The sequence below is a fragment of the Enterococcus sp. DIV1090 genome (genome assembly GCF_050537975.1).
Taxonomy (GTDB): domain Bacteria; phylum Bacillota; class Bacilli; order Lactobacillales; family Enterococcaceae; genus Enterococcus; species Enterococcus faecalis.
Map to the genome: position 1 here is coordinate 424,059 of NZ_CP172917.1, position 12,092 is coordinate 436,150.

Annotated in this window: 12 protein-coding genes; 8 read left to right on the forward strand and 4 right to left on the reverse strand. The window is 37.5% G+C overall.

The annotated features are described in order from the left end of the window. Positions 1 to 5 precede the first annotated feature (5 nt). The 4 genes from IGL48_RS02140 to IGL48_RS02155 all read left to right on the forward strand — a co-directional run bounded on the left by IGL48_RS02140 (position 6) and on the right by IGL48_RS02155 (position 5,387). Positions 6 to 347: a YlbF family regulator gene (locus IGL48_RS02140; RefSeq protein ID WP_002355518.1), complete on the forward strand. Its 342-nt coding sequence runs from the start codon at positions 6 to 8 to the stop codon at positions 345 to 347. A gap of 155 nt (positions 348 to 502) precedes the next feature. Further along, positions 503 to 1,738 (forward strand): DNA repair exonuclease, encoded by a 1,236-nt coding sequence (locus IGL48_RS02145; protein ID WP_010824411.1) that lies wholly within the window; start codon positions 503 to 505, stop codon positions 1,736 to 1,738. Beyond that, positions 1,735 to 4,446 carry an ATP-binding protein gene (locus tag IGL48_RS02150; protein WP_048949565.1) on the forward strand — a complete coding sequence of 904 codons (2,712 nt, stop codon included), beginning with the start codon at positions 1,735 to 1,737 and terminating at the stop codon, positions 4,444 to 4,446. Before IGL48_RS02145 ends, IGL48_RS02150 begins: the two co-directional genes overlap by 4 nt. Further along, positions 4,443 to 5,387, forward strand: coding sequence for a 3'-5' exoribonuclease YhaM family protein (locus IGL48_RS02155; RefSeq protein WP_002355522.1), 945 nt, complete (start codon positions 4,443 to 4,445; stop codon positions 5,385 to 5,387). Before IGL48_RS02150 ends, IGL48_RS02155 begins: the two co-directional genes overlap by 4 nt. Before the next feature lie 39 nt (positions 5,388 to 5,426). On the opposite strand, the gene IGL48_RS02160 is transcribed toward IGL48_RS02155, so the two are convergent. The 3 genes from IGL48_RS02160 to IGL48_RS02170 all read right to left on the reverse strand — a co-directional run bounded on the left by IGL48_RS02160 (position 5,427) and on the right by IGL48_RS02170 (position 7,389). Further along, the gene (locus tag IGL48_RS02160) at positions 5,427 to 6,455 is read right to left on the reverse strand and encodes a peptidylprolyl isomerase (RefSeq protein WP_010716801.1); all 1,029 of its coding nucleotides are present in this window, start codon (positions 6,453 to 6,455) and stop codon (positions 5,427 to 5,429) included. Positions 6,456 to 6,618: 163 nt separating this feature from the next. Then, positions 6,619 to 6,963, reverse strand: coding sequence for a YtxH domain-containing protein (locus IGL48_RS02165; protein ID WP_002398135.1), 345 nt, complete (start codon positions 6,961 to 6,963; stop codon positions 6,619 to 6,621). After that, a complete protein-coding gene (locus tag IGL48_RS02170) occupies positions 6,964 to 7,389 on the reverse strand; it encodes an HIT family protein (RefSeq protein WP_002398134.1) in 426 nt (141 codons plus the stop codon). A 215-nt stretch (positions 7,390 to 7,604) separates the two neighbouring features. Between IGL48_RS02170 and IGL48_RS02175 the strand changes: the two genes are divergently transcribed. The 4 genes from IGL48_RS02175 (at position 7,605) to trmB (ending at position 11,180) form a co-directional block, all read left to right on the forward strand. Further along, on the forward strand, positions 7,605 to 8,342 hold the full coding sequence (locus IGL48_RS02175; RefSeq protein WP_033627612.1) for an ABC transporter ATP-binding protein: 738 nt from the start codon (positions 7,605 to 7,607) through the stop codon (positions 8,340 to 8,342). 1 nt (position 8,343) lies between these two features. Further along, positions 8,344 to 9,555, forward strand: coding sequence for an ABC transporter permease (locus IGL48_RS02180; protein WP_033627613.1), 1,212 nt, complete (start codon positions 8,344 to 8,346; stop codon positions 9,553 to 9,555). A 128-nt stretch (positions 9,556 to 9,683) separates the two neighbouring features. Continuing rightward, a complete protein-coding gene (locus IGL48_RS02185) occupies positions 9,684 to 10,463 on the forward strand; it encodes a phosphotransferase family protein (RefSeq protein ID WP_002355531.1) in 780 nt (259 codons plus the stop codon). A gap of 72 nt (positions 10,464 to 10,535) precedes the next feature. Beyond that, positions 10,536 to 11,180 (forward strand): tRNA (guanosine(46)-N7)-methyltransferase TrmB, encoded by a 645-nt coding sequence (trmB, locus tag IGL48_RS02190; RefSeq protein ID WP_002355532.1) that lies wholly within the window; start codon positions 10,536 to 10,538, stop codon positions 11,178 to 11,180. A 59-nt stretch (positions 11,181 to 11,239) separates the two neighbouring features. On the opposite strand, the gene IGL48_RS02195 is transcribed toward trmB, so the two are convergent. Continuing rightward, positions 11,240 to 11,986, reverse strand: a complete 747-nt coding sequence (locus tag IGL48_RS02195) for a MurR/RpiR family transcriptional regulator (RefSeq protein WP_002363162.1) — start codon at positions 11,984 to 11,986, stop codon at positions 11,240 to 11,242. Between the last annotated feature and the right edge of the window lie 106 nt (positions 11,987 to 12,092).

Here is a 12,092-nt window from a genome sequence, read left to right on the forward strand (position 1 = left end):
TTCCATTGAGTAACATTTATGATACAGCCAATCAGATTGAACGTGAACTACGTGAGTTAGACGAATTTAAAGCATTACAAGCAGCGTATGAAGAAGTAAAAGCAGACGAAGCAGCTTACACATTGTTTAAAGAATTCCAAGGATTCCAACAAGGACTTCAAGAAAAACAAATGCGCGGTGAAGAATTCACGGATGAAGATGCTGAAAAAGCACAAAGCATTGCAACGAAAGTGCAAGAAACAGCAGTTATCAACGAATTAATGCAAAAAGAACAAGCGTTTAGCTTAGTTGTCAATGATTTAAACCGAATTATCATGACTCCTGTGCGTGATATGTATAACGATTAATTTACGTAATTGAACTCTGACAAGTTGTCTATAAGACAATTTGTCAGAGTTTTTCTTTTACTGAAAATAAAAAAACGAACAAATTTTCGTATGTTTTTACTGACCAAGCTGGCAGAAAATGATATGATAAAGGAAGGAGAAAAGGAGGGGAAACGATGAAACTATTGCATACAGCTGATTTACATATGGATCGATCTTTTGAAGGGTTAACTGGGATCCCGACAGCCTTAGCGAAGCGCTTAAGAGAAGCTAATCAACAATTGTTGATGAATATCGTAACAGTTGCCATTCGAGAAGCGGTGGACTTGGTTATTTTTGCAGGAGATACGTTTCATCAAAGTCAGACCTCTATTTCAATGCAAGCCCAATTGATGGCCGCATTAGAACAGTTGAAACAAGCAGAAATTCCTGTGATTCTAACATTTGGGAATCATGATTACTATAAAAAAGACCGCTATTGGTTTTCTTTTCCAGACAATGTTTTTTTATTTGAAAAAGAAATGGTTGAGACACTGTATTTTGAAACGAAAGCGGGCGAACAAGTGGCTGTTTCGGGGTTTAGTTATGAGCATCCCTGGATTGATGAAAATAAAGCACTAGAATTTCCTATCAAACAAGCAGATTCTGACATTCATATTGGGATTTATCATGGAGACACCAGTCGGAAAGCGCAACAAAATTATGCTCCGTTTACATGGAAGGATTTAAAAGCCACTGGCTATAATTATTGGGCATTGGGCCACATTCATCAGCCGCAAATTGTTAGTGAACAACCGCTAATTGTTTATCCTGGAACACCTCAAGGGCACACGAAAAAAGAACAGTCTTTACAAGGTGTTGCAGTGGTCACACTTTCCCAAAATCAAGCGACTGTTCAATTTGAAAAAGTCGCAGAAATAGATTGGACGAATGAAGAAGTATCTCTTGCGCAATGCCGTGACACCCAAAGCGTTTTGTCTTATCTTGAAACCAGTTTGCTGACGAAGTGGCATGCGCATCAGCAACAGCAATTGATGGCGTTGACACTGAAAGAAACGCAACATTTGGATGTGACCGTGGTGCAAGCCATTGTCAATGGTGAACTATTAAGCTACTTACAGCAGCAGCTTTTACAAAAAACGCAAGGTGATTTTTTTGTTTATCGCCTAATATTGCAAGCAGAGGAACCAACGAAAGAACCGATCTATTTAGCCGCTAGTCCCAACTTATTAACGGCATTAGAAAAAACATACTTAGATCCAGTTATTTTTGAAGATACCACCAAGGAATTGTTACGTTATCCAGAATTTGCTGGAATTTTTTCAATGGATGAGCAGTGGCGATTAGAGAGCTTGCGCCTAGCACATGAGCAAATTAATGAAGACTTTACTATTCAGGAGGACCCACTATGAAATTACTCGCAGTAGAGATTGTGGGCTTTGGAAAATGGCAACAACAGAAAATTACATTTGAATCTGGTAATCAATTGCTGTACGGCGCAAATGAAGTTGGCAAGTCCACATTGTATCAATTCATTCAAGCAATGCTGTTTGGGTTTCCCACAAAGGGCAAAAGAAAACGCGATTACGCACCTAAAAATGGTGGTTCGTATGGTGGTCGTTTGTGGTTGGAACATCCTGTGTTTGGGGAAGTTCAAGTCGAGCGTTTTAAAGAAAAAAATAAAGGGCAAGCAATCATTTATTATCAACAACAAATGGGGGATGAAAAAACCTTACAGCAAATGTTACATCCGCTAACGAAAAAGTTATTTCAAGAGGTTTTTACTTTCCAACAAGAACAATTAATTACGAGTGACAAGTTGACAGAAGAGGAACTGCAAACATCCTTGTTAGCCATTGGTGTTTCTGGTAGTCAACAACTTTTGACTTACCGAAATGCGTACTTTAAAGAAGCACAAAAAATCTTTAAAGGTAAAGGACAGCAGCCATTACTCAATCAGAAGTTGGCGGCTTATCAAGAACTAAAAGAGCAAATTCAAGAGAAAGAAGCGCAGCAACAAACTTTTCAACAATTAGAAGAAACGATTCGCGAAACAGAACAACAGCGAGTGATACTGCAACAGCAATTAAAAGAAACGCAACAGGACTTGTTACAGGTTGCGGAACAGCAACGTCACTTTCCCTTGTACGAAGAATGGCAGTCGCTACCTGAAGAAACAGAGAACGTTGTTTTAGTAAAAGAAGACCAAGTTCAATTAGAAGAAACCTTTCAAGAATATATGTACCTAGACAAAGAACGACAACGTTTGACCAAAGAGTTATCTCTTCAGTCAGAAGCGCTCGATGTTCCAGAAGGGTATGCTTTTTACCTAGAACAAGAAGCATTGATTCAACAATTGTTGAATCAACGCTATGATATGCAACAATTGATGACGGAATCGGAATGGATGACCCAAACCTTTGAGCAAAATCGTCAAGAAATGGTCCTTTTAGAGAACGAATGGTCATGGTCGCCTGAACGACCACCACAGCTTTTTTATGACAACGAAACCGTTCAAAAGTGGCGCCAACAACAAGTTGCGTATACGCAAGCTCTTCAAAAAGGACAAGAACAGAAAGCATTCTTGGCTTCTCAAATTGAAAATCTGGAAGACCAGTTAACAGATTTTGAAAAAGCGCATGCCGCATTTTTTGGTGAAGCGACGCGTGCCCAAAAAGCGCAGAAAACAAGTCAACCACTTTGGTTATTGCTAGGAAGTATCCTTGCATTACTCGGTTTCTTTTTGCCAAGCCCTTTAAAATGGGGCCTAGTTCTCGTGGGAGTTAGTTTTATCGCGAAAGAAGTGCTTAGCTACGCCACTAGAAAAGAAGCTTCCTCTGATGAAGTGAAAGAAGAATGGCAGACGAAACTTTCGCAACTAGATTATTTAAATGAACAGTTCCAACAAGCGCTGAATCAAGAACGTGAGGCACAACTGCAAGTGGAACAACTTGAACAAGCAGTAGCGGAGCAAGCCCAAGTCCATCAATTAGGAAAAATGCAACAAATTGATACTTTAATGAATCAGCGGGAATTGATTACGCGCTATTTATTGCTTGTTCAAACAAATGAAGAACTCATGAGTCAATTGAAGGAAAATCAACAAAAACGCCAAGTATTTGAAGAACAAATCTTCCCATTGATGACGCATTTACCCTTGCAAGGAAAGAGCCTTTCCGAAAAGTTACACTTTTTAGAAGGGTTTGCTGAAGAAATGGAGAAAGTTCGCTTTGCTCAGGAGTATCAAGCAGATGGCTATCTCAAACAGCAGTTACGAGAGTTGAAAACTAAACAGCAAGAAGCGTTAACACGAATTCAGCCTTTACTAATTCGTTATCGGATTCTATCAATCGCTGATGTTCCAAGTAGGATTCAACAGCTGACCACTCAGCAAGCCCAAGTTGGTCGTGGACAAGAATTAGCGACACAATTAGGCAATCTGTTTCCAGAAGCAGTAACAGAAGCAACGTTAAAAGCCCGTTCTCTACAACTGGCGCAGCAACAAGCACTGGAAGAAAGCAAGTTAGATAAAATACAAGAACAGTATCAAGCGCTGATTTATGAAAAACAACAATTAATGACGGATGGTACCTTAGATGAGTTGTATCAACGACAAGCAATTTTAAAAGCGGAAATCAAAGAACTAGCTCAACGTTGGTCTGGGTATCAACTGGCGGGGCAACTGTTAATGGACCTATTAACAGAGCTTTCGGAACAACAATTGCCCAGCTTATTACAGTATGCATCAAGCTACTTTGCACTTTTAACAAATCAGCGTTATCAATCAATCCAAGTAGCCGAAGGTCAACTAGTTGCGGTGACGAAAGAACAAGAAATGTTTTATTTACATGAATTATCAACTGGCACTAAAGATCAATTGATGATGGCTGTTCGTTTTGCCTTTTTAGCAGTCCAAGGCGAGCAACTGATTTGTCCAATTATCATTGATGATGGCTGGTTACATTATGATCATCAAAGAAAAGCCCAATTAGCTGAATTATTTACTAAGTTTGGTCAAAAACAGCAAGTCATTTGTTTTTCTTCTGACCAAGAAATGGTAAGCTATTATCAGGACTTAAAACAAAGAGTAATTGCGTTAGAAGGAGGAAGCGTCAAGTGAAAAAATTACGTGAATTAACAGTAGAAGAACTTTTTGAATCATTTGTTCTAATTAAAAATGCCGATGTACGTGTAGCTAAAAATGGGAAAAAGTTTATTGCCTTTACCTTTCAAGACACATCTGGCACGATTGACGGAAAATATTGGGACGCCTCTGAGGATGAAATTACACGATTTACTGCGGGGAACGTTGTTTTACTGAATGGGAAACGAGAAGTTTATCAAAATAAACCCCAAGTAAAAATTTTACACATGCGTTTAGCGACAGCAGAGGAACCAAGCCAGCCAAGTTTATATATGGAACGAGCGCCTTTGAAAAAAGAAGAGATGGTCGAGGAAATCAATCAAGTAATTTTTGAAATTACCAATGCTCATTGGAATCGTATTGTGCGCTATCTCATGACGAAATACCAACAAGAATTTTATGAATTTCCTGCAGCCAAACGGAACCATCATGCTTTTGCGAATGGCTTAGCTTACCACACTGTCTCAATGTTACGCCTAGGCAAAGCAATTGCTAAGGAATATCCTGAAATTAACACGTCACTATTATACGCGGGGATTATTTTACATGACTTAGGAAAAGTTTTAGAATTATCTGGTGCTATTACGACAGAATATACGGTGGCAGGGAACTTAATTGGTCATTTAGTTTTGGTGGATGAGGAAATTACCAAGGCGTGTTTGGCTTTGAAAATTGATGATCGAGAAGAAGACGTTGTCGTTCTTCGGCACATGGTCTTAGCCCACCATGGATTGTTGGAATATGGCTCACCTGTGCGACCAAGAATTATGGAAGCGGAAATCTTACATCAAATTGATACCATGGATGCGTCCATTCAAATGATGCTAGGGGCAATTCGTCAAACACAGCCTGGGGAGTATACGGAACGAATCTTTGGTTTAGATAACCGCAGTTTCTATGTTCCAAAAGATAAATAAAAAAAGGGAGTGGTCAATCGACCACTCTCTTTTTTATGCTTATTTAGAAGAAGATTCTGTTGTTTTGCTTGAAGAATCTGTTGCTTTTTCAGAGTCGCTTGTTTTGGTATCGCTTGTTTTAGAATCACTTGATTTTGATTCTTTTTTCTCTGAAGAAGCGCTTGAAGATTCAGTTTGCATGTAGCCTGCTAAAGCATTCTTGAAGGCATCATCTTTAATTTTCACATTGGCCGCTTTTAATTCGTCACTAATAACTTTTGCTTGGAATGTTTGATCGGCTAATTTTGTATCTTCAGCAATTTTCTTGATCTCTTTTTCATAAGGTTTCATGTCATTGCCTTTTGCTTTGTTTTTCGTCATTTTCACTACATAGTAAGTTGTTTGGTACGTTTGTGCGTTTGTTGCAGCAATTGGTTCTGATACTTCGCCGTCTTTTAGTTTGAAGGCAGCTTCTTTAACTTCGGCAGGAACAGTTGTTGATTGTGAATCAAATTTAATTTTACCGCCGTCTTTTTTCGTTGCAGCATCGGTTGATTTGTCTTTGGCAATTTTTGCGAAATCGCCGCCGTCAGTGATTTCTTTCTTGACAGCTTTGGCATCATCTTCTGAAGCAACTTGGATAATTTGTGCTTCTACTTCTGGATGGAAGCTTGCCCAAGCTGTTTTTAAGTCTTCATCTGTAATTTTCAAATGATCTTTCAAACCTACTTGCATTGCTTCGGCTTGTTTTAATTGTTTCTTGAATGATTTTTCAGTTAAACCAGCTTGTGTTAGTGCATCAGAGAATTTTCCGCCTTGCGCTTCCACTTGTTTTTTAGCGTCATCAAATTTCTTTTGAATGGCTTTGTCAGTTACTTTGTCGCCATATTTTTCTTCAAAGACTTTATAAATAACCATTTGGCTAAACGCTTGTTGGCTAGTGCTTTGTTCTTTAATTTGGTTATAAAAATCATCAACAGTAATTGTTGAACCTTTCATTGTTGCGATATCTTTTGAACCGCTTGAACACGCTGCTAAACTAAAAACGGCCATTGCGCCCGCTGCAGCTAAGATTAGTTTTTTCTTCATTCTCTTATGCACTCCTGTTTTTTTTAGTTTTATTTCTGTTATAACTATACCATACCTCATTTTGAAAAAGAAAGAGTCTCAGGCATAGTTTCAAACAAAATTCGTATTTACGTCACACTTTTTATTTTTTTAATAACAAAAGAAATAATTAACATCAAAGACTTTACTTTTGCTTGTTGGTTTGTGTGTCAGGTAATTCAGCTGTAATTTTGGCAATTTGTTCTTTAATTTGAGCAATCCGAGGTTCCGCTTGGAATTTGAAATCAGTGATTTCTTGTTGCAGGTCTTTTGAAAATTCAGTTGCCAGTGGAACGTTTTCTTCGACAACTCCCAAGTTTCGTTGCACCTGATCCCAGTCATTCGTGACTTGATTTTTCAGTGAACGATAGTCCTCTAGCTCATTGATTAAATGCTGACGTGTTTCTTTCCCGCTTCTTGGAGCAGCCAACAAACCGCCAATGGTACCGGCAGCTGCGCCAAAAAAGAGGCCTTTAATAAATTTTTTCATTTAGTTCACCTGCTTTGCAATGGTCTCAGCAATTTCTTGCATCGCTTCGGCGGAATAGTCCTCTTGATGGTTGCCAAAATGAATAGAGAAATCATCTTCTTTTGAATAACGGGGAATCAAATGAACGTGGGAATGGAAAACGGATTGATAAGCCACTTCCTTATTGTTATTTAAAATGTTTAATCCTTCCATTTCTGGAAAAGCTTTTTCTAATGCTCGTGCTACTTTAGGAATACGAGCAAAGACGTCACTTGCTAAAAGGTCATTATATTCAAAAATATCAGCAACGTGTTGTTTTGGAATCATTAAGGTATGTCCTTTGGTCACTTGTGTGATGTCTAAAAACGCGTAGACTTTCTCGTCTTCATAGACTTTATAACTTGGGATTTCGCCGTTGATAATTTTACAAAAAATACAATCATTCATGAAAAATTCCTCTTTTCTCTAGGTTCTTTCCTTTACTTTACCACAAGTTGATTTCTCTGTGGATGAAAAAGTACGTGAGTTCGCTAAAAAGTTCGTTTCATTTCGTGTATAATAAGAGAAAGAAAAAAATCCATTTAATTAAGGGAGTAATTTTTGAATTCTTGGTTCGCTTAGGGTTTAATAATGGTAGAGAGAAAAGGTTGGAGGCAAAAGAAATGAGCTTAACAATTGAACATTTAACAGGAGGTTACGGCCATATTCCTGTCTTAAAAGATATTAATTTTGACGTCAAGTCTGGTGAAATGGTTGGTTTAATCGGCTTGAATGGTGCGGGGAAAAGTACCACCATCAAAAATATTATTGGGTTACTTACGCCGCAAAAAGGCAAAATTATGATTGACGGGGAAACATTGCAGCAAGCCCCTGAAGAATATCGTAAAAAAATCGGCTATATTCCGGAAACACCTTCTTTATATGAAGAATTAACATTGAAAGAGCATATCGAAGTAACGGCCTTGGCTTATGATATTTCATTAGAAGAAGCATTCAAACGAGCGGAACCATTACTAAAAACGTTCCGCTTAGACAATAAATTGGAATGGTTTCCTGCTAATTTTTCAAAAGGCATGAAACAAAAAGTCATGGTACTTTGTGCATTCTTAATTGAACCGAGTTTATATATTATTGATGAACCTTTTCTAGGCTTAGATCCTTTAGCAATTCATGCTTTATTAGAATTAATGGATACGATGCGTAAGCAAGGGGCAGCGATTTTAATGTCCACGCATATTTTAGCAACAGCTGAAAAATATTGTGATCGTTTTGTGGTGCTACACGAAGGGAAATTACGGGCAAACGGTACAATGGCTGAATTACGTGCAGAATTTAATTTACCAGAGTCTTCTTTAGATGATATTTATCTTGCCTTGACGAAGGAAGAAAAGGTGGGGTAACATGGGCGAATTTTTTAGTCAACGTTTGTCACGGCATTTCAAAAAAATGTCCAAGTACTTGCGCTATATTTTAAATGATCATTTTGTTTTAGTCTGTATGTTTTTATTAGGCGGATTAGGTCTGTACTATTCCCAGTTGTTAAAAGAATTACCTCGTGATTTTGTTTGGGGCAGACCGTTAATTCTATTGGGCTGGCTGCTACTCATTCAAGTTGGTAAGTTGGCTACTCTGACAGAAGAGCCAGACAAGGTGTTTTTATTACCAAAAGAAAAACAATTCGCTGCTTATCTGAAACGAGCGCTGCGCTACTCTTTACTTTTACCGATTGTAGTCAGCTTTCTAGGAAGTGGCCTATTGATGCCGTTGATTGTAGTCACAACAGGTTGGTCGTTTCAAACCTTCTTTTTATTTTTGGTCATGCTAGTTTGTATGATTTATACACATCTTAGTTTACAAAGCTATGGGCTCTATCATCTTTCGTCAACCACTTACCGTAGTTGGTGGTTTGTTTGGTTGATCAGTAGTCTCTTGATTATGACGGGAGCTATTTACTGGACGCCTTGGGTTGGTGTGATTGGTGGCATCATTCTGGCCGTTTGTTTATCGAGTATTTGGCAAAATAAGATGAAACAGAGTTTCTTGGATTGGGAAAAAATGATCCAAAAAGAACAAAACAGAATGCATAGAATTTATAAATTCATTCAGCTGTTTACAGATATTCCTGAAGTGAGTAGTACAGTGAAACGCCGTAAATACTTAGATCCTCTCCTCGGAGTAGTCAAAAAAACATCTGAGAACACGTATGCTTACTTATTCATTCGGAGCTTTTTACGAGGTAGCGAATATAGCGGCTTATTGTTTCGTTTGATTTTGGTTGGTGGCGTGCTACTCTTCTTTTTACAAGAATTCTGGATTGCGTTGGTAGTTGCTTTATTGTTTGTCTATTTAATCGGGTTCCAGTTGATTCCCATGTACACGCAATTTGATTATATGGTGATGACACAGCTATATCCAATTTCAATAGAAAAAAAACAAGCAGCGATTCGCCGGTTAATTGGTGGCGCATTATCTGTTGCGGCCATTATTTTTAGTGGGATTGTCTGCCTTCGTTTAGGCAATTTGCAAAATAGCTTGATCATTCTGGGTGCCTTAATTGTAGAAGTTGTGATTTTCACTAAAATGTATGTTCCAATGCGCTTGAATAAGTTATAAAGATGAGAAAACCCAGCAAAATTTACAAAAGAACCACATAGAAGCTTGACGAAGCAAGGTTTGGCGACTAAAATGGTAATTGCTGTAAAAATTGCAATAAAATTGTGTTGAGATAGGAGATAATTTCCATGGAATTTCAGTTGGATAAAGACTGGCGTCTGCAGCCGATAAAGGGCGCAACTGGTCAAACATACATGGGAATAAAAGAAACAGAGAAAGTGTTCATTAAACGAAACACTTCTCCACTTCTTGCAGCATTGTCTAAAGAAGGGTTAGCCCCGAAGATGATTTGGACAAAGCGGACAGCGAATGGCGACGTACTAACAGCCCAAGAATGGCTGGAAGGACGTTTATTACATGCGGACGAAATTGGCAAACGCAATGACGTGATTGACGTGTTATACCAATTGCATCATTCCAATTTGCTGAAAGACATGTTGAAAAAAATTGGTGGCGAAGTTTGTACCCCGCTAACAATGTTGAAAGAGTATAAGCGTCAACTACCTAAAGAATTAAAACGAAACAGTTATTTAAAAGAAGTAATCACTTATTTATATAATCATTTACCAGAATATCCAGAAACTAGTTATGTAGCTGTTCACGGCGATGTGAATCATCGGAATTGGTTAGTCTCGAATAATTATCTCTATTTAGTAGATTGGGATTCTGTGATGGTCGCGGATCCAGCGGTAGATTTAGGAATGATTTTGAGTCATTATGTCCCTCGTTCTGGCTGGAATCAATGGTTACTATCTTATGGTTTAATCCCGAATGAAAGTACGGTTCAACGAATTTATTGGTATGGTTTATTTAGCTTTTTACAAGAGATTGTTCGTCATCACCAAGAGGGCGAAAGAAGAGCAATGACTGCAGAAATTTTACAATTAAAACGAATGTTTAGTAGTTAAACTAATTCATTTAACATCCACACAGGCTGGCGAATTTCACCAGTCTGTTTTTAAAAGAAAGGAATTTTAAATATGCGTGTAAGAAATAGACCCGGAGCAGCAGAATATATGGCAAAATATCCACAATATGTGGTAGAAGGTCCTGAAAAATGGCAAGGGAAATGGCAAGAACGTTTTGGCAATAATCATCCCATCCACATTGAAATTGGTTCAGGTAAAGGTCGTTTTATTTATGAAATGGCTAAAGCACATCCTGAAATTAATTATATTGGTATCGATATGCAATTAAGTATTTTATCGATTGCATTAGATAAGCTAGTGGCCGAGCCGTTACCTAATCTACAGTTATTGCGAGTAGACGGCGAAGCATTAACAGAATATTTTGCTGAAAATGAAGTAGATTTAATCTATTTAAATTTTTCAGATCCTTGGCCAAAGAAAAAACATGAAAAACGTCGTTTAACGTATAAAAACTTTTTAGCAACAGATGAAATTATTTTAAAACCAAATGGAGAAATTCATTTTAAAACGGATAATCAAGGGCTCTTCGAATACTCATTAAGTAGCTTTTCTAAATATGGCATGATTATTGAACGTGTATGGCTAGATTTGCATAATAGCGAGTTTGAAGGCAACATTATGACAGAATACGAAGAAAAATTTTCTAGTCGTGGTCAACGAATTTATCGAGTAGAAGCACGTTTTGTTGCAAAATAAAAACAAGCATTCCTTTATTTTAAGTGAAGGAATGCTTGTTTTTTATTATTTAAGAAAGCCTAAGTTGTCGTTCTTAAAGCATAGGCGTCCAATAAAATTCTGGCCAGAATGGATAATGGTAACCGTGAACGCACTTCATAATCGGGGAAAAAGGAGCCTTCTGATTTGAAGCCTACGAACGGAATTTCAATGTATTTCATTAAACTAGAGTGTTTGCTTGCAGTTAAAAGGATAGTCCCAATTTCTGAGTCGTAACAGTTTTTACCAGCGACAACTAATTCTTGGGTTTCTCCGTTTAAAGAAACAAAAAGAGCCACATCTTTTTTTGATAACTTTTTACTAATATTTTTAATAATTTCTGGGTCCGTATGCAGTTCACAGTATTTGCCAGCCAATTGAAACTTAACCATCATTTCCTGAGCAATTAATTCTGAAAAACCTCTAGCAAAGATAATAATCCGTCGAGAAGCTTTGATTTTTTGGATCGCATCTTCGATATTACCAATTTCAATCATGTTAATCGTGCGAGTTACTTCTTCTTCATTCTTTAAAATGGCTGTCCGAATTCCTCGGTCTACTTTTTCTAATGCTGAAAAATTTATATTTTGGTTTTCTTTATCTTTCAAGTGATGCTTGAAGGATGTGAAACCTTCATAGCCTTTCTTTTTCATGGTTCTTACAATCGTCGCAGTTGATACATTGGCTCGTTCGCTTAATTTTACAATGGAATAATCAGGGATTTCTAAAATATGTGTTTCGATAAAATGCCAGAGATATTGCTCTGACTCACTCAATTTTTGTTCCATAATGACCAGCCCTTCTTTCTTTCACTAAAAAAACATTTATAAGCCTATTTTTAATGAAAAAAAATAAAAAAGCTAGAGAAATTATGAAATTGTAAATGTTTTCTAT

Bases quoted from the DNA above. Each gene is read 5' to 3' on its own strand.
- IGL48_RS02145 (WP_010824411.1), top strand. From the start codon at position 503: ATGAAACTATTGCATACAGCTGATTTACATATGGATCGATCTTTTGAA.
- IGL48_RS02150 (WP_048949565.1), top strand. From the start codon at position 1,735: ATGAAATTACTCGCAGTAGAGATTGTGGGCTTTGGAAAATGGCAACAA.
- IGL48_RS02160 (WP_010716801.1), bottom strand. From the start codon at position 6,455: ATGAAGAAAAAACTAATCTTAGCTGCAGCGGGCGCAATGGCCGTTTTT.
- IGL48_RS02165 (WP_002398135.1), bottom strand. From the start codon at position 6,963: ATGAAAAAATTTATTAAAGGCCTCTTTTTTGGCGCAGCTGCCGGTACC.
- IGL48_RS02170 (WP_002398134.1), bottom strand. From the start codon at position 7,389: ATGAATGATTGTATTTTTTGTAAAATTATCAACGGCGAAATCCCAAGT.
- IGL48_RS02175 (WP_033627612.1), top strand. From the start codon at position 7,605: ATGAGCTTAACAATTGAACATTTAACAGGAGGTTACGGCCATATTCCT.
- IGL48_RS02180 (WP_033627613.1), top strand. From the start codon at position 8,344: ATGGGCGAATTTTTTAGTCAACGTTTGTCACGGCATTTCAAAAAAATG.
- IGL48_RS02185 (WP_002355531.1), top strand. From the start codon at position 9,684: ATGGAATTTCAGTTGGATAAAGACTGGCGTCTGCAGCCGATAAAGGGC.
- trmB (WP_002355532.1), top strand. From the start codon at position 10,536: ATGCGTGTAAGAAATAGACCCGGAGCAGCAGAATATATGGCAAAATAT.
- IGL48_RS02195 (WP_002363162.1), bottom strand. From the start codon at position 11,986: ATGGAACAAAAATTGAGTGAGTCAGAGCAATATCTCTGGCATTTTATC.